At 38.3% G+C, this 18,763-nt stretch carries 22 protein-coding genes; 12 read left to right on the forward strand and 10 right to left on the reverse strand.

Going from position 1 to position 18,763, the window contains the following annotated elements; translation table 11 throughout:
* Positions 1-34: 34 nt before the first annotated feature.
* Complete coding sequence (locus WA279_RS18635) at positions 35-259, reverse strand: helix-turn-helix domain-containing protein (RefSeq protein WP_239813463.1); 225 nt, start codon at positions 257-259, stop codon at positions 35-37.
* Between the two features lie 217 nt (positions 260-476).
* Here WA279_RS18635 and WA279_RS18640 point away from each other — a divergent pair, with 217 nt between their 5' ends.
* The 3 genes from WA279_RS18640 to WA279_RS18650 all read left to right on the forward strand — a co-directional run bounded on the left by WA279_RS18640 (position 477) and on the right by WA279_RS18650 (position 1,634).
* Positions 477-791 carry a hypothetical protein gene (locus WA279_RS18640; protein ID WP_336156283.1) on the forward strand — a complete coding sequence of 105 codons (315 nt, stop codon included), beginning with the start codon at positions 477-479 and terminating at the stop codon, positions 789-791.
* A gap of 14 nt (positions 792-805) precedes the next feature.
* Positions 806-1,198, forward strand: coding sequence for a hypothetical protein (locus WA279_RS18645; protein ID WP_336156285.1), 393 nt, complete (start codon positions 806-808; stop codon positions 1,196-1,198).
* Between the two features lie 187 nt (positions 1,199-1,385).
* Complete coding sequence (locus WA279_RS18650; RefSeq protein WP_336156287.1) at positions 1,386-1,634, forward strand: hypothetical protein; 249 nt, start codon at positions 1,386-1,388, stop codon at positions 1,632-1,634.
* Between the two features lie 773 nt (positions 1,635-2,407).
* On the opposite strand, the gene WA279_RS18655 is transcribed toward WA279_RS18650, so the two are convergent.
* Together WA279_RS18655 and WA279_RS18660 are read right to left on the reverse strand one after the other, a co-directional pair.
* Positions 2,408-3,229: an HNH endonuclease gene (locus WA279_RS18655; protein WP_336156289.1), complete on the reverse strand. Its 822-nt coding sequence runs from the start codon at positions 3,227-3,229 to the stop codon at positions 2,408-2,410.
* Positions 3,230-3,247: 18 nt separating this feature from the next.
* Positions 3,248-4,066 carry an abortive infection family protein gene (locus WA279_RS18660; RefSeq protein WP_336156291.1) on the reverse strand — a complete coding sequence of 273 codons (819 nt, stop codon included), beginning with the start codon at positions 4,064-4,066 and terminating at the stop codon, positions 3,248-3,250.
* A 960-nt stretch (positions 4,067-5,026) separates the two neighbouring features.
* Between WA279_RS18660 and WA279_RS18665 the strand changes: the two genes are divergently transcribed.
* The 4 genes from WA279_RS18665 to WA279_RS18685 all read left to right on the forward strand — a co-directional run bounded on the left by WA279_RS18665 (position 5,027) and on the right by WA279_RS18685 (position 7,325).
* Entirely contained in the window at positions 5,027-5,425 is a 399-nt protein-coding gene (locus WA279_RS18665; RefSeq protein ID WP_072174183.1) for a hypothetical protein, read from the forward strand.
* Between the two features lie 118 nt (positions 5,426-5,543).
* Positions 5,544-5,762 carry a hypothetical protein gene (locus WA279_RS18670; protein ID WP_038828777.1) on the forward strand — a complete coding sequence of 73 codons (219 nt, stop codon included), beginning with the start codon at positions 5,544-5,546 and terminating at the stop codon, positions 5,760-5,762.
* Between the two features lie 252 nt (positions 5,763-6,014).
* The gene (locus WA279_RS18680) at positions 6,015-6,332 is read left to right on the forward strand and encodes a putative quinol monooxygenase (RefSeq protein WP_336156292.1); all 318 of its coding nucleotides are present in this window, start codon (positions 6,015-6,017) and stop codon (positions 6,330-6,332) included.
* 237 nt (positions 6,333-6,569) lie between these two features.
* The gene (locus WA279_RS18685) at positions 6,570-7,325 is read left to right on the forward strand and encodes an SDR family oxidoreductase (protein WP_336156293.1); all 756 of its coding nucleotides are present in this window, start codon (positions 6,570-6,572) and stop codon (positions 7,323-7,325) included.
* Positions 7,326-7,483: 158 nt separating this feature from the next.
* On the opposite strand, the gene WA279_RS18690 is transcribed toward WA279_RS18685, so the two are convergent.
* The gene (locus WA279_RS18690) at positions 7,484-7,831 is read right to left on the reverse strand and encodes an Ig-like domain-containing protein (RefSeq protein WP_003232839.1); all 348 of its coding nucleotides are present in this window, start codon (positions 7,829-7,831) and stop codon (positions 7,484-7,486) included.
* Between the two features lie 561 nt (positions 7,832-8,392).
* Here WA279_RS18690 and manR point away from each other — a divergent pair.
* The 4 genes from manR to WA279_RS18710 all read left to right on the forward strand — a co-directional run bounded on the left by manR (position 8,393) and on the right by WA279_RS18710 (position 14,052).
* Positions 8,393-10,339: a mannose transport/utilization transcriptional regulator ManR gene (gene manR, locus WA279_RS18695; RefSeq protein WP_336156296.1), complete on the forward strand. Its 1,947-nt coding sequence runs from the start codon at positions 8,393-8,395 to the stop codon at positions 10,337-10,339.
* A gap of 147 nt (positions 10,340-10,486) precedes the next feature.
* The gene (gene manP, locus WA279_RS18700) at positions 10,487-12,439 is read left to right on the forward strand and encodes a PTS mannose transporter subunit IIABC (RefSeq protein WP_336156298.1); all 1,953 of its coding nucleotides are present in this window, start codon (positions 10,487-10,489) and stop codon (positions 12,437-12,439) included.
* A gap of 14 nt (positions 12,440-12,453) precedes the next feature.
* On the forward strand, positions 12,454-13,401 hold the full coding sequence (gene manA, locus WA279_RS18705) for a mannose-6-phosphate isomerase, class I (RefSeq protein WP_336156300.1): 948 nt from the start codon (positions 12,454-12,456) through the stop codon (positions 13,399-13,401).
* Between the two features lie 168 nt (positions 13,402-13,569).
* Entirely contained in the window at positions 13,570-14,052 is a 483-nt protein-coding gene (locus tag WA279_RS18710; RefSeq protein WP_251187135.1) for a YjdF family protein, read from the forward strand.
* 45 nt (positions 14,053-14,097) lie between these two features.
* Here the strand turns inward: WA279_RS18710 and WA279_RS18715 are convergent, their stop codons facing one another.
* Complete coding sequence (locus WA279_RS18715; protein ID WP_160244022.1) at positions 14,098-14,604, reverse strand: GNAT family N-acetyltransferase; 507 nt, start codon at positions 14,602-14,604, stop codon at positions 14,098-14,100.
* Between the two features lie 219 nt (positions 14,605-14,823).
* Positions 14,824-15,219, reverse strand: a complete 396-nt coding sequence (locus WA279_RS18720; protein WP_009967031.1) for a hypothetical protein — start codon at positions 15,217-15,219, stop codon at positions 14,824-14,826.
* Positions 15,220-15,447: 228 nt separating this feature from the next.
* Between WA279_RS18720 and ybaK the strand changes: the two genes are divergently transcribed.
* Positions 15,448-15,927 carry a Cys-tRNA(Pro) deacylase gene (gene ybaK, locus WA279_RS18725; protein WP_336156302.1) on the forward strand — a complete coding sequence of 160 codons (480 nt, stop codon included), beginning with the start codon at positions 15,448-15,450 and terminating at the stop codon, positions 15,925-15,927.
* Between the two features lie 40 nt (positions 15,928-15,967).
* Here ybaK and WA279_RS18730 read toward each other — a convergent pair whose 3' ends face one another.
* The 4 genes from WA279_RS18730 to cotT all read right to left on the reverse strand — a co-directional run bounded on the left by WA279_RS18730 (position 15,968) and on the right by cotT (position 18,570).
* Positions 15,968-16,162, reverse strand: a complete 195-nt coding sequence (locus WA279_RS18730; RefSeq protein ID WP_003232825.1) for a DUF4177 domain-containing protein — start codon at positions 16,160-16,162, stop codon at positions 15,968-15,970.
* Between the two features lie 165 nt (positions 16,163-16,327).
* Positions 16,328-16,657, reverse strand: a complete 330-nt coding sequence (locus tag WA279_RS18735; protein WP_336156303.1) for a YjdJ family protein — start codon at positions 16,655-16,657, stop codon at positions 16,328-16,330.
* 555 nt (positions 16,658-17,212) lie between these two features.
* Positions 17,213-18,214: a heme o synthase gene (gene cyoE, locus WA279_RS18740; protein ID WP_251187136.1), complete on the reverse strand. Its 1,002-nt coding sequence runs from the start codon at positions 18,212-18,214 to the stop codon at positions 17,213-17,215.
* Between the two features lie 110 nt (positions 18,215-18,324).
* Entirely contained in the window at positions 18,325-18,570 is a 246-nt protein-coding gene (cotT, locus tag WA279_RS18745) for a spore coat protein CotT (RefSeq protein ID WP_125121312.1), read from the reverse strand.
* Positions 18,571-18,763: the final 193 nt, after the last annotated feature.

Below are 18,763 nucleotides of genomic sequence, written 5' to 3' on the forward strand. Positions count from 1 at the left end.
TTAACGATTTAAAAAATAAAAGCAATACTTTTGCTTAAGATTCTGAGTCATTAACTTCAACTAATTCAACTACATCATGTAAATCACATTCAAGATATTCGCAAATTTTTATTATAACAGCAAGGGAAACAGGTTCATTTTTAGACATTCTAGCTAGGGTAGATGATGAAACATCAATACTGTTTCGTAGGTCTACCTTTTTTTTGTCTTTTTTTATCAGAGTGATCTCCATTGGTTTATAGCTAGGTCTTAATTTCATATTACGCACCTCTTACGTTATCCATATCTTTATATCAATTATACCACAAAACACGGTTTTTGTTTCATATCCGAACATTTTTTTCGGAATATCGTTGACTCTGTGGTTTTTATGGTGTTATACTATGTTTACAAAGCGAACATAAAATACCTTAAAAGGACTATCTGTTCTAATATAGAGAGTTCTAGTGTCGGGAAGGGACAAGGGAGGGAGTCGGATGAGACACATAATCATCCGCAGAACTGACTTAGGTAATTTACCCGCAATACTCTTTTATAAGCAAATCGCAATAGCTGCTGAAGATGGTCAAGTTCATCTGTATCACGTCTTAAAAAGAGGAGATGGGACGTATGATAGCCTTCATTCAGATTTCTTAGGTGAAGATATTCAATACAAAAGTCTCGTTAGTCTGACTAATGCAGTGGTTGATAAGTTACTTCACACAACCTTATGGAACGTTCTTATTGATGATCGTAGTTTGTTTATCACGTATGACAAGTTTCAAATCTTAGACAAAAACAAAACATACTAAAGGGGATAATGACAATGCAAATTAACAGACACACTGTAGGAACTAACGTAGCGAGCTTAGGGACAATCACTAACGAGGAACGCTTTGAGGATATGGCTAATCACTTTCATTATTTCATCCTGAATAACAAGTCAGAAGAAGTTAATTTCATTGAAACAAGTAATAATGGAGCGCCTACAAAGCGCTTCAACATACATACTGAAATCACTATTCCTGTTTCCTTCAATATAGATGGTGAAAATAAAGAGGACGCAAGAGACAATTTAGAGTCAATGTTGCAAATGGTAATTAATCATATACATGTGATGTTTGAAATGGGCGGAGGACAAACGGTTATCCCTAGAGTTAGCGATAATTTGTGTAGGATTGATGAGTATGATGTAGAGGAAGCTGACGCTGATGAATAAAACTGAGGTACATAACGAGTGGTTCTGTAAGGTGGCTTTTGGAGTATTGTTAGTAGCTGTACCGGCTATATGTATCCAGTTTGTAGCTTGGTTTGGGTGATTAGGGAGTGCGGGCACACTCTCCTAATCTGATAGTTTAATACACTCCCATTGTATTTAAACAAAACAATTTAATCAAGGGGATGAATTGAATGGAATCATTTTATTATTCTTACTTTTGAAGTCTTATGACAGGAAGAACAAGTGTTTAATTTCTGGTTTATCTTGTGATTATAAAAAAACTCTGCCTTACTTTGTTGCAGATGTTAAAAAGAAATATCCAGATGTTGATGTAGTTGAATGCATTGTAATCAAGAATGATGAAGATTTCTTTAGAAAGGAGTATGTAGACATTTTAATCTTATGGAAAGCAGATGATGAAGTTTTAGTAGTTTAATATGCCTATCCATTAAAGGTGGTGATCGTCTAACCAAAAAATATACTGGGGATGGAGAAAGAGAAACTTTGGCGGGCAAGTCTTTCTTCATTGTACACTCTCAAGGTTGCATTAATCAGAATAATTAAATATGGGGTCGTGTAATGCGACTCCTTACAATTAAATAAAGTCAGTCTATGCTCCTGAATTAAGGTGTTGTCTTTAGTGATGCCTTTTTTTAAGGATCAGACTGCCGTGGAATGCGCTAACACACGTAAAATTTGACAGGGTAGTGACTCAGCCGACGCAATAAATGAGGATAGGATGCCTTCTGTGTTTCCCTATTTACACATGCATCTGAAAGGCGAAAGCTGCCATTAAGTGCTGACGAAGGAAGGGTGTATCGTTTCTGACGATGCATGACAAGTCACAAGTAGGAGAGTCCAATTTTGGACTTCCAAACCTGTTAGGGACACTTGACACAGTAGGCTTGTTTGGGGAATAACCAACGGCAAATAGGGTGATACACACGGATACCACAAGTTGATATACAATCAAGTTTCAGTCGCCTGCCTGAGTTTGTTTATTTTTTTACAAGCAAATTCAGGCAGACAACTTGTCCAGCCGTTGTCCACAGTCTCAACCAATCAAGCAAAAAATCAAAAGAAAAGTCAAGACAAATAACACTAATTTAAAGGAATTGAAGTTAAAGACACTTGGAGACCCTTTCAATATTAAGTTAGTTTTGCAAACAAGTAATAGAAGAGTTCGATATAGTTCAATGAACCTCAATTCTATGGTTGTTCCAAGTTCCAATATGGTGCATTGACCGAGCTGCTAGCGGTTGACCTTGCTCCTTTGGAAGTATTACAAGATTCACACAACAACTGAAAATTAGAAGCATCGTTGCTTCCAAACAGGTCTAACGGAATGATATGATCAATATGCTTTTTATTTTGTGTTCTAATTAAGTTGGATAGATCGCAACGACATTCTGGATTTGAGCAAGTACCCTTGTCACGATAAAAAACGGAGTCGGTCAACCACTTTGGAAAGTAAGCTCGTTTTATTCTTTTTTTACTAGTAATATACTCTGGATATTGTTCTTCAATTTCGTCTATATGTTCTTCAATGAATGAAGAAAGTTCCCAATTGAAATCATGTAAGAACTTTCTATCTTGAAAAATAAATTGAAAAGCTGCATGAACAATTAGTTTATCAATTGTGTTTTGATGTTCATTAATATAACCCATTAGCTGATGAACAATGTCTCTGCAATTACATTCCTCATGATACTCATCGGTACATGCTGCAAGGTCTGGTGTTGGAACTTTTGGTTGCATGTTTACTCCGTCTAGCGTTCTAATTATGAAATTATAAGTCCATTCTAAATCGTCTACATTTTTATAAATATTATCTAATTCCTCTTCAATATCTTGAAAAAAGTAAAGATAATGATGAACAGCCGTCAATTTACTTGGTTTGATTAAACTTTGAATAATTTCGTCTTTGAAGCAAGAGAATGCTTCGAAACTATAATCCCAAAAGTTTGAAACTGCTATTCCTGCTAATCCAATACCAGAACTGAGAGCTAAATGTTCGTCTTTTGTTGCCATAATATCCCCAACTTTCAATCATTCTATTATTACTTGAGACTTTCGACTTGCCATATATGTTTCGAGTAAATAAATACAAAGTGTTCCACTTAAGTTAATAGCAAATTTGGCATGTCGTTCACTTGGTTTATAATAAACTTTTCCTTTTCCGTGAGAGTCTCCATAAGCGTTTCTCAAAGCGCCAAGCCCAGTCACTACACCATTAATTGAACCAAGAATTTGTTTAAACATTTCTTCACCATGTTGGTCTGGTGATAATTTTAACAAATTAGCTACTTTCTTATAAATTTGATTTAAATTCTCAGAATCTTTGTATTCCTCACCAGTATCATCAAGTATCCATTTAAGTGTGCTTTCTACCATTGCTCTTGTAGCAGTAATAGCGTCTTCTGGATCAGTTTTGGCTTGGTTTAAGGCTCTTTGCCAATCAATTTCAACATGTTCAATATTATATTGACCAGCTATTTCTTCAATTTCAGATGGAATGAATTTTGTGTTTTCATATTTAATTTTGCCATTGTCAAAGGAATAACCGTCTCTTTCTAACAACTTTAAAAATTGTTTCCAGAGTGAGTCGTTAAGGAAATAATCGTTTTCTTCGTTCTCCAAATAAAACATTTCAATGACATTAAACAATTTACGTAAATCATTTGATTTTGATAAATCTAATGTTGAAACATACGAGTCAGCTAGAGAACGCCTTTGTCCACTTAAAGTGGACTCATATAATTCTGTTTCAAATATATCTTCACACTCAAATAATTTTTGGATGCTTGCAAGCGTACCGTAACTACTAAGTAAATCATAAAACGTATGAACTGTATGTTTATTTAACAAAAATATCTCTCCATTTCGTAATAAAGATTATTATTCAAATTATTACAAAAACCGAGTGATAATGCTAGGGATTCTGTCGTGGTTAACCAAGGTGATATTACTAAACGAAAAGTATTCAAATATATTTGATCAAATTTTTTAGAGTCTCTCAGGTTTTATGATCTTGAGCTCTTGCATTTACCATTTATCCCCATTATTTCTTTTCTTCACATAAAATAAAAAACGAAATTGTTCAAGTTATGAATTGGGTCACCATGGAGTCACATCGGAGTCACAAAAACTTTAAAAACTACTTAGTAACAACAAATATCAATCAGGAAACTAAATCCTATGACCCCTTATGTGACAAGGGTTTAGGTGATTTTTTAGGATTGTTAAAGATTAGTCAGAATACGTGTCTCGTCCTTGACAGGGTAGAGGTCGCTGGTTCGAGCCCAGTCGGAATTATACACGGCGGTTAGAGGCGTTATATCAATGTTTATAGCCATTTTTTATTACGTTGACTTTAGGCGTATTAGGAATGCATGGTAGCGGTGACCGTTACCATGTTTGAACGTTCTTATTCTATTAAACCGGAATAGGAGGCGTTTTTTTATGGATGATGTTCGGAAAGGGAAACCGATTAAACGAATACGCAGAGGTAACGAGGCCTCGATATTTTGAAGAACAAAAGCAAATAACTGTTATGACTCTTACTCTATTTAACTATCAGGAGGGCTCTTTTACTTAATAGAAACGAGATGTGTGTAACAGTTTCTCTTTGGTGTGAATGTAATTCCATATGACCGGCGGTTGCCACCATACTTTACAAACGTGTAATCAGAATTGGCAATTGCATACTTAGCCGTTTTGTCAATGATTTTTTTAGAGGTGATTTTACCATTAAAAGGTAAATGATGGTACTTGCCCATTTAAACAATCTTTTGGCGGGTGTATATTGAATGAAGGGGAGGGATGTAATTGGTCAAGGTTATATTGTCATTTGTTTATTTACTTGGCTTTATTTTTTTAAGTAGATGGTCTTTTGATGGTTTTTTTCATCAGGATTATTTTTCGATTGTTGGTTTGTTGTGGTCTATTATTGTTACATTTTTCTTCGGCATTTACACTGGAAGCCCATTGCTTTTTAACAAGATCACACAATCGAAACGATTAACTGTTAAAAACAAAAAAGCATTTTACGTTTTAAGCGGAGCGGCAGTTATTTTTTTTGTCTTATATTTCATCTTCTCTAAATCTCTCATAAATGAAATTGCGCCCTACACTGTCTTGAGTGGCTATATTCTGACTTGGGTATCTGGGATAACTCTAACTAAACTATTGAAGCCAGAAACAGATGGGAATGCGCAAAAAACATAAACGTAATAATATAGACCGCAAGCAAATTGCGGTTTTTTTCGGTTAAACGTTAGAAAGGTATATTAGTGGTGTCCTGTGAATCCGCATTTACCATCGGCAGAAGTTGGTATTAAAATCAATGAATGTTATTAAGATGATTCGTGCGGTCGATCAACATGGAGTTAATCAAACCATAGAATACTTAGAAAAAAGTAACGATTCTTATGTTGAAGACATTGCCTTTGGGACTGCACCTGCTTATGCAAACTCAAAAGAATTTGAAACCTCTATCATCAAAAAATGGTTGAAACTCAAACACAAATTCAAAGGTGAGAATGACTGTATAACTTTTAAATAGAGATTAAGCTTATCCGGGGCTTGTCATTAGTTTTAGTACGTGGTTTCGCTACAGACTTTACAGTGAAACAAACACCTAACACATTTCACATTGCTTCAGATTGCCTTCAAACTTGATAATATAACTTCTAAACCTTCCTATAAAATGAAGGTTTTTTATTTGTTATCAATTTTTAAATCCTTTACATACAGCGATTGATTAACTCGAGCAATCAATGTCGCAGTTATATTTATTTTTCAACAAAATGTTATAATGAAGAGCTATAAAATGATGGGAGGGGAAATTTCGATGCATTACATAACGGCATGTTTAAAAATCATCAGTGATAAAGACCTTAATGAGATAATGAAGGAATTCAAAAAACTTGAGGAAGAAACGAACAAAGAAGAGGGTTGTATTACATTCCATGCTTATCCGCTTGAGCCATCAGAACGTAAAATAATGCTTTGGGAGATTTGGGAAAACGAAGAAGCTGTGAAAACCCATTTTACGAAAAAACACACAATAGACGTTCAAAAACAAGAATTAACGGAAGTAGAATGGTTAATGAAAAGCAATGTGAATGATTGAAAGGCTCTTTAAAAAGAGACATTCAATGACTTAGAATCAGCCACTTGTGATTAAGTAGTAATTAGTTGTCCAACTCTTATTTTTTTCTATTTAATATTTTTTGAGACGAAAATGTTTTTTTGAGCTGATTGTGAAATGTATTCAAAGTCAGCTCTGTTTGATTTCATGGATTATATTCTTTGGATAGCTTGTTACCATCATAATGGAGATACTCCGTATAAATTGGAGGTTAAAATAATGAGTCATTCTCAAGAAAAAATTGCACTAATTACAGGAGCAAGCAGTCAAGGGGATATTGGTACGGCTATTTGTCGTAAGTTAGCCTCACAAGGTATACATATCTTCTTTACTCACTGGAATTCTGATGCGGCCTGGATAGAAGAATTTCAACAAGAAATTTTACATATGGGTGTCCGTTGTGAGGCAATGAAAATTGATTTATCAGATGCACATGCTGCATTCACAATACATGAAAAAATTTCAGATAAATTAGGATATCCTTCCATCCTTGTTAATAATGCAGCTCATTCCGCAAGTGATAATTATGTATCGTTAGATGCGAAATCACTTGATGATCATTATGCGGTTAATATGAGATCGAATTTTCTTCTTTGTGTTGAATTCGCCCGTCGGTTTAAAAAGTCTAATTTAATATCAGGAAGAATCATCAATATGACATCAGGGCAGGATTTAGGTCCTTTGCCTGGGGAGTTAGCGTATGCAGCTACTAAAGGAGCTATTTCTGCCTTTACTAGGTCGTTATCACAAGAACTTGCACCATTGGGCATCACTGTTAACGCTGTAAACCCAGGTCCAACAGATTCTACATGGATGACAGATGAAATAAGAAATTTTCTTTCACCTAAATTTCCAATGGGGCGTATTGGCACACCAGATGATGCAGCACGAATGATTGCTTTTCTTGCAAGTGATGAGGCTGAATGGATAACTGGACAAATTATTCATTCAGAAGGTGGATTTATTCGGGGCTAAGCTACTGAAACACAATATACACCAATGTATGATGTATTCCCAAAACTAAATCTAAACTTGAAGCGCAATTGAAATAAAATAAGGTCCCTTCTCTTTTTAAAGGGGGACCTTATTTTATTCATGCATGTTTTGCATCCAGAAATCTGGCGGATAAGAGATTAATAAACCGTTACATATACTTTTCCGAATACTGCGGTACCTTTAAACAAAGTAATCGTGGCTTTCCCTTTTGATTTAGCCGTCACTAAACCATTTTGATCGACTTCAGCAACTTTTTGGTTATCAGTCCAATAACGAGTAGCTGAATTATTTTTAACAGAATAGGTTTCTCCAACTTTTAGAGGTAAATTATAGTCTTGAATTTTGATAACATGTGTAGGTGAAATAGAAATGTTCTTTACTTCAGTAGGTGTGGAGTTTATTTCATGAGCTGAAGCTACCCCGCTGACCGACAGAGCTAACGCAGAAATCGATAAAGCAGAAACAACAGTTTTTTTGAAATTCATTTTGAAACACTCCTTTAAAGTTTTTTGTCTTGCACTATAACAATTCATTAAAAGTAATTATTTTCCTTGTAAATAAATGTTAATAATATGTGAACGATCAACTGATTTGAGCTAAGACTATTGTGTGCCCTGCACAGAGTTTGTATTTATGATAGAAAATTGCTGAGAGAGAATGGCCATCCTTAAAATGTTAATAGCACACATTTGATGGTTATTAGTTTGTTGAGCGTGTGGGAATTTTGTTACCTGCACTTTATCCCCGAAGATACCAAATCACTTTTCTTCATCATGTTCTTATTTTCGTACTCATACATTAGAAAATCCTCGTTCTAAATAGGTGAAGAATTGGAGTATTTTTATGAATTTCTGCTGAATAACGATAAAAAATACATTACATAGCAAACTCAAAGAATATAAAAATCGCATTTTTCCGGAAGCTTCGGTAAAAAACGAAACTTTTGTCTCTATGATTTTATTTTATAATGTAAACGGTTTCTTATATAGTATACTTATACTATCAATTTGCTCAAGTAGATACTGACAGGAAGGATAGAAAAACAGATGGAATACATAAATACAAGACAAAAAGAGATTTTGTATCTGTTGTTATCTGAACCTGATGACTATTTAGTTGTGCAAGATTTCGCAGATAGGGTACAGTGTTCTGAAAAAACAATCCGGAATGATTTGAAAGTGATCGAGGATTATCTCAATGAGCATTCTCATGCACAGCTTATTCGAAAACCAGGGTTGGGCGTTTATTTACATATAGAAGAACAAGAAAGGACCTGGCTAAGCCAACAATTACATACTGAACATTTTTCTTCTAGGCAGCGGAGCGATGAAGAAAGAATGCTGCACATTGCTTATGACTTATTAATGAATCCGAAGCCTGTTTCCGCAAAAGACATTGCCGCTCGGCATTTTGTCAATCGATCTTCCATTAAAAAGGATTTATACGCAGTAGAAGAGTGGCTGAAGCGTTTTGATCTCACACTGGTTTCTAGGCAGCGGCTTGGGTTAAAGGTTGAAGGGAACGAAAGAAATAAAAGAAAGGCATTGGCAAGAATATCTGATTTGATCCACAATACAGCGTTTACCAGCCAATTTATTAAAAGTAAGTTTTTACATTATGAAGTAGACTTTGTGACGAAAGAAATCAAATCACTACAAAAAAAGCATTCTCTTTATTTCACAGACGAAACGTTTGAAAGTTTGCTGCTGCATACATTGTTAATGGTCCGCCGCATCAAAATGAAGCAGCCGATTTCATTGTCCCCAAAAGAAATGGCGGCAGTAAAAAAGAAGAAAGAATATCAATGGACATTTGCTTGTTTACAGCGGCTTGAACCGGTTTTTGCAATTCGCTTCCCTGAAGAGGAAGCCGTGTACTTAACATTACATATATTGGGCGGTAAAGTTCGTTATCCATTGCAGACAGAAGAGAACCTTGAAAATGCTGTGCTTCCTCAGGTTGTAGGGCATTTAATCAATCGTGTTTCAGAGCTGAAAATGATGGATTTTCATAAGGATCAGGATTTGATCAATGGTTTGAACATTCATCTCAATACTGTGCTACAACGGCTGAGCTACGATCTTTCTGTAGCAAATCCTATGCTCAATGACATCAAAAAGATGTACCCTTATTTGTTCCACCTCATCATTGATGTTTTGGAAGACATCAATCATACTTTTGATCTTCAAATTCCTGAGGAAGAGGCAGCATATTTGACATTGCATTTTCAGGCAGCGATCGAACGGATGCAGTGTAGCAGCGAGACACATAAAAAGGCAATTATCGTCTGCCACATGGGGATTGGGATGTCACAATTGCTGCGGACAAAAATTGAACGGAAATGTCATCAAATCGCTGTAATGGCTTGTATTGCAAAGGCCGATTTAAAGGATTATATCAAAAAGCATGAGGATATTGATCTTGTCATATCCACCATTGCGCTGGAGAATATAACGGTTCCCCATATTGTTGTGTCTCCGCTTTTAGAGCCTGGCGAAGAGAAGAAATTAAGTGCGTTTATACGTCAGCTGGGCGAATCACACCGCCAAAAACAAAAAACGTTTCAGATGCTGAACAATACGACTCCTTTTTTGGTTTTTTTGCAGCAGGAGGCGGAGCATCGCTACAAGTTAATCGAACAGCTGGCGACAGCTTTGTTTGAGAAAGGCTATGTTGATAAGGACTATGCGGTTCATGCGGTGATGAGGGAAAAAATGTCGGCGACAAATATTGGATCAGGCATTGCCATTCCTCATGCAAACGCTAAATTTATTAAACAATCAGCAATCGCGATTGCCACATTAAAGGAGCCGCTTGAATGGGGAAATGAAAAAGTTTCGCTCGTTTTTATGCTGGCTGTCAAACACGAGGATCAAACCATGACAAAGCAGCTGTTTAGTGAGCTTTCATATCTTAGCGAGCAGCCGGCCTTCGTCCAGAAGCTGACGAAAGAAGCCAATGTCATGACATTTTTATCTCATTTGGATTATTAAAGCAGGGATTATTCCTTGCTTTTTTTTGTTATAGGGAAAAATGCCTTTATTACCGGAACCTATGGTAAAAAAAGCGATTTTAATGAGCTGATTTCGGTATACAGTTGAGACAAGATCTTATAATTCACACTTTAAAGGAGGTTTCCTATGAAACTGTTAGCGATTACATCTTGTCCGAATGGAATCGCCCATACGTATATGGCAGCGGAAAATCTGCAAAAAGCTGCTGACAGACTGGGCGTTAGCATCAAAGTTGAGACCCAGGGAGGGATTGGTGTCGAAAATAAGCTAACCGAAGAGGAAATTCGCGAAGCGGACGCAATCATTATTGCTGCAGACCGCTCGGTAAACAAAGACCGGTTTATAGGCAAAAAACTGCTGTCTGTGGGGGTACAGGACGGCATCCGCAAACCGGAGGAATTGATTCAAAAAGCTCTTAACGGAGATATACCAGTCTATCGTTCCGCTTTAAAATCGGAATCCGTCAATCATCAGGAGAAGAAACAAAATCCAATTTACCGTCATTTAATGAACGGCGTTTCATTTATGGTTCCTTTCATTGTTGTCGGCGGATTATTGATAGCGGTTGCATTAACGCTTGGAGGGGAGAAAACACCTAAAGGCTTAGTTATTCCGGATGATTCCTTCTGGAAAACGATTGAACAGATCGGCAGTGCTTCATTTTCATTTATGATTCCGATTTTAGCCGGCTATATCGCCTATAGCATCGCTGATAAACCGGGACTTGTGCCAGGGATGATCGGCGGTTATATTGCGGCGACTGGAAGTTTTTATGACAGCGCAAGCGGCGCCGGATTTCTCGGGGGGATTATTGCCGGGTTTTTGGCCGGATACGCGGCACTTTGGACCAAAAAATTAAAAGTTCCAAAAGCAATCCAGCCGATTATGCCGATTATTATTATTCCGGTGTTTGCATCACTGATTGTAGGTTTAGCGTTTGTGTTTTTGATCGGCGCGCCTGTAGCTCAAATTTTCGCCTCTTTAACAGTTTGGCTGGCGGGGATGAAAGGGTCTAGCTCGATCCTTCTGGCATTGATTTTAGGGGCGATGATCTCATTTGATATGGGCGGTCCCGTAAATAAGGTGGCGTTTCTGTTTGGATCGGCAATGATTGGAGAAGGAAATTATGAAATTATGGGACCAATTGCTGTCGCCATTTGTATCCCCCCGATTGGCCTTGGCATTGCGACGTTTTTAGGAAAAAGAAAATTCGAGGCATCTCAAAGAGAAATGGGGAAAGCGGCATTTACGATGGGTCTCTTCGGCATTACTGAAGGAGCGATTCCATTTGCGGCGCAGGACCCTCTGCGCGTTATTCCAAGTATTATGGCAGGCTCAATGACAGGTTCTGTGATAGCCATGATTGGCAATGTGGGAGACAGAGTGGCGCACGGCGGACCTATCGTTGCAGTGCTTGGCGCAGTTGATCATGTCTTGATGTTTTTTATTGCTGTGATTGCAGGATCTCTTGTCACTGCTCTGTTCGTCAATGTACTAAAAAAGGATATTACGGCGTCTCCTGTGCTCAGTGAAACTGCACCGCCCTCCGCGCCAAGTGAAGCTGCGGCAGCAAATGAAATAAAGCAGTCAATTCAAAGCCAAAAAGCTGAGATGTCGGAATTTAAAAAACTGACAGACATTATCAGCCCGGAATTAATTGAACCAAATTTATCGGGGGAAACGAGGGATGACATCATAGATGAATTGATTCAGAAATTGTCCCGAAGAGGTGCGCTACTTTCAGAGAGCGGGTTTAAACAAGCCATTTTGAATCGTGAACAACAGGGAACAACGGCGATTGGCATGAATATCGCGATTCCGCACGGAAAGTCTGAGGCGGTCAGGGAGCCGAGTGTTGCCTTTGGGATTAAACGATCAGGTGTTAATTGGAATAGCCTGGATGGATCAGAAGCTATATTAATCTTTATGATTGCTGTACCGAAAGAGAGCGGGGGAAACCAGCATCTCAAAATACTGCAGATGCTATCTCGAAAGCTAATGGATGACAATTATAGGGAGCGGCTGCTATCCGTGCAAACAACAGAAGAAGCATACAAGCTGCTAGAAGAAATCGAATAAAGCGGGGGATTTTCATGACGATTGAACCGTTATTTTTCAAGCCTGTTTTCAAAGAAAGAATTTGGGGCGGGACCGCTTTAGCTGATTTTGGCTATACCATTCCGTCACAACGAACAGGGGAGTGCTGGGCTTTTGCCGCGCATCAAAATGGTCAAAGCGTTGTTCAAAACGGAATGTATAAGGGGTTCACGCTCAGCGAATTATGGGAACATCATAGACATTTATTCGGACAGCTTGAAGGGGATCGTTTCCCTCTGCTTACAAAAATATTAGATGCTGACCAGGACTTATCTGTTCAAGTGCATCCGAATGATGAATATGCCAACATACATGAAAACGGTGAGCTTGGAAAAACAGAATGCTGGTACATTATTGATTGCCAAAAAGATGCCGAGATTATTTATGGCCACAATGCAACAACAAAGGAAGAACTAACTACCATGATAGAGCGTGGAGAATGGGATGAGCTCTTGCGCCGTGTAAAGGTAAAGCCGGGGGATTTTTTCTATGTGCCAAGCGGTACTGTTCATGCGATTGGAAAAGGAATTCTTGCTTTGGAGACGCAGCAGAATTCAGACACAACCTACAGATTATATGATTATGACCGAAAAGATGCAGAAGGCAAGCTACGCGAGCTTCATCTGAAAAAGAGCATCGAAGTGATAGAGGTCCCGTCTATTCCAGAACGGCATACAGTTCACCATGAACAAATTGAGGATTTGCTTACAACGACATTAGTTAAATGCGCTTACTTTTCGGTGGGGAAATGGAACTTATCAGGATCAGCAAGCTTAAAGCAGCAAAAACCATTCCTTCTTATCAGTGTGATTGAAGGGGTGGGCCGTATGATCTCTGGTGAGTATGTCTATCCTTTCAAAAAAGGAGATCATATGTTGCTGCCTTACGGTCTTGGAGAATTTAAACTCGAAGGATATGCAGAATGTATCGTCTCCCATCTGTAACATGCAGGGCTTGAGAAATAAATTTGCGAATGAAGACGCCTATTCTCCAGCAATGATCTAAATAAAATAAGAGTTTAATAGTTGGAGAAGAAATGTTACACTCTTTTCTGTATATGGTAAAGAATGAAAAAACACGATTCGGTTGGTAGTCCGGATGCATGATTGATCATGTCAGTAACCTTCCCCTCCTCGGGATGTCCATCATTCTTTCGTATCTTTTATGAGGAGGGAATCGTTATGAAATTAACGGTTTACTATGATGGTCAGTTTTGGGTAGGTGTTGTTGAAGTTGTGGACAATGGAAAGCTAAGAGCCTTTCGTCATCTTTTTGGCAAAGAGCCGAGGGATTCTGAAGTATTAGAGTTTGTTCATAACCAACTTTTGAATATGATGGCCCAAGCTGAGCAGGAAGGAGTGAGTTTACAAGGCAGACGTCAAAAAAAGATCAATCCAAAAAGATTGCAGCGCCAGGTTTCAAAAGAGTTGAAAAACGCCGGAGTAGCTTCTAAAGCTCAAGAGGCGATAAAGCTAGAGCTTGAAGCAAGAAAGCAAAAGAAAAAACAAATAATGAAAGAACAGCGAGAACATGTAAAAGAGCAAAGGTATATGCTCAAAAAGCAAAAAGCGAAAAAGAAGCACAGAGGTAAATAATCCAAACAAAAGCAGGCGCAGTGCCTGCTTTTGTAATTAAGGACTCTACTTTGTAACATATATCCAATGCTTATAATCCGCTGATTTATGATCCAATATAAACCCTAACTTCTCCAAGGTTTTTTGTGAGCCTAGATTATCATGTTCGCATCTTGCGGTGATCCGGTTTACTGTTTCTTGGCTTAATGCCCAGTTTATTAGTTTTTGGGCGGCTTCCACACAATAACCTTTGCGGCGATGACTTTTATTTGTTGCAAAACCGATTTCAATCATGCCATTTTCGTCTGGGTCACCTAAAAACCCGGTTCCCCCAACAATTTCATGACTGTCCTTCTTTACAATAATCCATGAATCAAATCCTTTTGTTCCATTGTTTTTGACTAAAATCTCGCGGAAATAAGGTATCGCTTCAAAAAAATCAGAATTTGGCCATTCACCATTTGTTTCATAACCTAAGTCTTTGATAGCCTGATGATCTTGTTTAGACGCTGCGTCAAGAAGGGGAATATCAATCGTTTTTAAACGTAATCGATTCGTTTCAAGGAGAACCATATATCTTAATCCTCTTTTCTTTTTACTGGGAATAATGATAACATATAACAATTTTCTCTGATACCTTGGCAGTAGAGAAAGATGAAGAAATTGGGGGGAATTGAAAGAGTGACAGGTGAGAGTTTGCCCAGCCCAAAAACGGGTAGGAAAATGCTGATGTTAATGTGTCCCTACCCGTTTTTCTGTTCCTGAATGCAGGATTTCTGATAACATGTTGTGCTACCTTTTCGCAATCAAATAAAGCGATATGGCTCTTTGGGTTTGCACAGGATTATGAATGATAATGACCCATTGGTTTCTTCGTCTTGGAAAGCTTGCTACCGCATACAATGGAGCAGTATCGCGCGGAGTGAACCCACCATTTATCACGTTGATATCTCTTCCTTCAAGATGACAAACTAAGTATTCACCTGGATTGATGACCTGTTGGTTCGTCCATGCGTAAGAATAAAAGCCGTCTCCAAGATCTTCGGTGGAAGATGGGGGGACAAAGCCATCTACAGTCAATGTGATTTCTCTTCTTCGCTGTCTTTCTGAAAAGTCTGGACTTCTTTGAGGGTTATGAGTATGTGAAAAGTAAGGAATTAACGCAGGGCCATAAAAGTAATGATACAAAGCAACCACTCCTTTATTTTCCATTCATACAAATTGTATGTGGGAGTTATTTGTTCATTCCTGTTTTGTTCCATGTAGGCTAATAATGGGCTATAGGCGCCCAAGAAAATCAATTTGTCCTTTCATTGATTCAATGCTAGTAACCTTGAAAATGCAGGTTAGGATGATAGAATTTACATATTACTGCAAGAAGTTAGACATACATCATTTTGATAGTGGGTGAAAACAATGGCGAAAAAAATGGCAAAAACAAATGCGGTTCGTCTGATAGAACAGCAGAACATCTCTTATGAGGTATTAGGGTATAAAACAGACGGCCAGCCGGTAGATGGCATCTCTGTTGCGGAAAAAATCGGTTATCATTTGAAATATGTATATAAAACGTTGGTGGCAGCAGCAGGAACAAATCATTATTATGTCTTTGTTGTACCCGTTGCAGAAGAGTTAGATGTAAAAAAGGCAGCAAAGGTGACAGGGGAAAAGAAAATAGAAATGATTGCAATGAAGGAGCTATTAGCGGTAACTGGCTATCTTCGCGGCGGCTGCTCGCCAATTGGCATGAAAAAATTGTTCCCGACCTATATTGATGCATCTGCAGAAACGCTAGATTTTATCATTGTCAGTGCAGGGAAAATCGGTATGCAGCTAAAGTTGGCGCCACAAGATTTAGCCAAATCATGTGATGCCGCATTTGCAGAAATTGTATAGATGCAGATATAGGGGAAACGAAAAAGCTTAGTCATATCGATTAAGCTTTTTCTGCATCTCTTTCAAATATGATTTCAAAATAAGCAGCTGCCCCATACCCATCTATACTGGGAGCGAAAATCTGAACGAATCTCCAGCCTCTTTTCGCATAATCATGGATGATTTGCTGGTAGTCTTCTTTAGGCCTTCTTCTCATTGTACTCAGCTCAACTCTTACGAATTCATATTCTTTCATCGTTTAATCCCTCCTATTAAGGTATACGTAAAATGGAGCAAGAAGTTCCAAAAACCTAGGTTAAGGGCCGAAAGTATATTTCCCTCACTAAAACAAATACATTTATGCCAGCTGCCTGCATGCATCTGGAAAGAGTTAAGGGGCTATAAAACGAATGTCACCGGGTCAGCAGTCCAAATGATTCTCTTGCTTATTGCATTTGACTGAGTATATAAGTAAAAAAAGAGCGGCCAGAACATATAAGAAGGAGATGATCATTAACGCACTCATAACAGGGTAGTGTTTAGCGGAATAGATGAAAAAATCAAGCTGTGAAATTTGTTTGGGGCTGCTGACGGCATCAATTCCATTTAGCAGTTTTGAGAGTTTAGCAGTATAGTTCCAATCAAATCGATCTGAAACAAGCTCGCTTCCTTGATACCAATTAACAGCAGCTAAAAACAGAAATACCATAATAGAAAATCCAAGCTGAACAACTAAAAATATTCCCTTCACTTTTGTATGACCTCCAAATCTATGAATATGGGAAAATCAAACAATATATTACCACCGTATGGGTTATTCTTGCAATTTCACTTTCATACAACTCAAACGCAAGTCTATTTTTTTGTTTGTTTTTGGCTTATAATACCTGATGATGGAAAAAGAGTGCGGGTTTATAGATTAGAGAAACAAATGTATTTCTTAGCATTTTTTATTTGTGGAGAGAGTATAGAAGCATTCGATTAGATCTGCTTTTTCACAGAAACGGTTTTCATCTGTTTGTCTGAGCTTTACAATTGGCTGGCAAAAAAACAATGCCTTTAAGTCATCTTATCGAGAAAGCGATGGTATTTTATGAACAAAGAAACCCTAAAAAACATACTCATGATTTTTTCAATATGCGCAACCCTCCGAGAAACCGATGGTATGCGCATAGCTGATAGCTGGATTTTGAGTGAGATTATACGATTTTTGATTTGCATGGCTGTGTTTTTTGCCGTGACATTTCTATTAGATGCTGTTTTTCCAAACAAAAAAGAGTCACATTAATGTGTGGCTCTTTTTGCATCATCTGATCAGAAACATCATAAATGAATCGATCATCATGATGAAGAACAGCAAGCAAAAATAAATAAGCGAGTAGACAAACATATCCTTTGCCCACTTCACGTCATCGTCTGTTTTGAATCCTTTGATGCTTTTTTTGATCCATATGCCTCCGAGAACCAAGGCGGCTAAGAAATAAAATGGGCTGATATGGCCGGTGCCGAGAGAGAAAGGAAATAATAGCGTGACCGGCACCAGGACGGCAATATATTGCATCATTTTTATTTTTGTTACATGATTGCCTTTGACTACTGGCAAGAGCGGAACGCCAGCGGCACGATATTCTTCTTTGCGTCTTATCCCAATCGCCCAAAAATGCGGCGGCTGCCACAGAAACATAATCGTGTACAACAGCACTGCTGTCATACTGAAGTCACCGGTTACGGCACAATACCCCATCAATGGCGGCGCAGCACCTGGAAAGCTCCCGACAAATGTGCTCCACGCAGATGTTCGTTTCACCCATACCGTATAGATGATCGCATAAAAAATAAAGGCGGCCAGTCCGAGAAAGGCCGTTAATGGATTGAGGGAATAAAGCATGGCAAGACCTGCGATCCCTAAAACAGAGCCATATGTTAAGATCATGGCTGGCGGCATTTTCCCTGTGACCGAGGCCCTGCTGCGAGTGCGTGCCATTTTTGCGTCCATATGCCGATCAAAATAGTTGTTATAGACAGTGCCGGAAGCCATCACAAACGCGGTTCCCAACATTGCTGTCACCATTGTTATCAAAAAAGCCATTCCGGTTAACGTTTTTTCTGCGCTTGCAAACGCGATCCAAAATCCGCCGAAGGCTGCTATTGAGTTTGATATGATAATGCCCGGCTTTGCAAGTTTGATAAAATCGTAAATGGTTACCCGGTTCGAAGCTTTTATGTATTTTGTTTCAGATATGGCTGCAGAATCTCTTGTATTCTCCAAAAATAGACGCCTCCCCCTAAAACTGCATGCTTTTGTTATCGTAACAAGAGGGGGACGGAATCACAATTATTTCCTATATTTGTCATGATATTGTCATTTTTAAAATAAAAAAATGGGGAGCTGGACTGCCCCCATTTTGATATGTGCGACTAGTAACCGTAACCTCCGCCATATCCTCCGCCATATCCTCCGCCATAACCGCCGCCGTAACCGTACCAAGGGTAGTAAGGCGGTCGCGGGCGCGGGTAGTAATAAGGCGGGCGCGGATAAAACGGGTAGAACGGATAATAATAAGGCGGATAAAATGGCCGTCTCGGACGCGGATAATAATAAGGCTGTCTTTCATCATAAGGGGTAATTTGTTCAAATGGCTGTTCATTCAAAGGGTAATCCAAGAGGAAAACCTCCCTAGCTTTTTTTATTCCTTTTACCATATTCTTGATGCTTAAGTTGGGTGTATGTCCATTCATGAAACTCAGTTTTTTTTTATGATGAAATTCCTTAAAAAGGATTGACATGAACTTCTAAATCTCATAGTATTACAAATGTGAAATAAATATTACTACAATGTTACAAAATCATTTCTAA

It is taken from the genome of Bacillus sp. 204(2023) (assembly GCF_037027505.1).
Lineage (GTDB): Bacteria > Bacillota > Bacilli > Bacillales > Bacillaceae > Bacillus > Bacillus subtilis.

Excerpts from the sequence above, each read along its gene's own strand:
- WA279_RS18645 (WP_336156285.1), top strand. The coding sequence starts at position 806 with ATGCAAATTAACAGACACACTGTAGGAACTAACGTAGCGAGCTTAGGG.
- manA (WP_336156300.1), top strand. The coding sequence starts at position 12,454 with ATGACGATTGAACCGTTATTTTTCAAGCCTGTTTTCAAAGAAAGAATT.
- manP (WP_336156298.1), top strand. The coding sequence starts at position 10,487 with ATGAAACTGTTAGCGATTACATCTTGTCCGAATGGAATCGCCCATACG.
- ybaK (WP_336156302.1), top strand. The coding sequence starts at position 15,448 with ATGGCGAAAAAAATGGCAAAAACAAATGCGGTTCGTCTGATAGAACAG.
- manR (WP_336156296.1), top strand. The coding sequence starts at position 8,393 with ATGGAATACATAAATACAAGACAAAAAGAGATTTTGTATCTGTTGTTA.
- WA279_RS18640 (WP_336156283.1), top strand. The coding sequence starts at position 477 with ATGAGACACATAATCATCCGCAGAACTGACTTAGGTAATTTACCCGCA.
- WA279_RS18655 (WP_336156289.1), bottom strand. The coding sequence starts at position 3,229 with ATGGCAACAAAAGACGAACATTTAGCTCTCAGTTCTGGTATTGGATTA.
- WA279_RS18685 (WP_336156293.1), top strand. The coding sequence starts at position 6,570 with ATGAGTCATTCTCAAGAAAAAATTGCACTAATTACAGGAGCAAGCAGT.
- WA279_RS18710 (WP_251187135.1), top strand. The coding sequence starts at position 13,570 with ATGTCAGTAACCTTCCCCTCCTCGGGATGTCCATCATTCTTTCGTATC.
- WA279_RS18635 (WP_239813463.1), bottom strand. The coding sequence starts at position 259 with ATGAAATTAAGACCTAGCTATAAACCAATGGAGATCACTCTGATAAAA.
- WA279_RS18670 (WP_038828777.1), top strand. The coding sequence starts at position 5,544 with ATGAATGTTATTAAGATGATTCGTGCGGTCGATCAACATGGAGTTAAT.
- WA279_RS18680 (WP_336156292.1), top strand. The coding sequence starts at position 6,015 with ATGAAGAGCTATAAAATGATGGGAGGGGAAATTTCGATGCATTACATA.
- WA279_RS18715 (WP_160244022.1), bottom strand. The coding sequence starts at position 14,604 with ATGGTTCTCCTTGAAACGAATCGATTACGTTTAAAAACGATTGATATT.
- WA279_RS18730 (WP_003232825.1), bottom strand. The coding sequence starts at position 16,162 with ATGAAAGAATATGAATTCGTAAGAGTTGAGCTGAGTACAATGAGAAGA.
- WA279_RS18690 (WP_003232839.1), bottom strand. The coding sequence starts at position 7,831 with ATGAATTTCAAAAAAACTGTTGTTTCTGCTTTATCGATTTCTGCGTTA.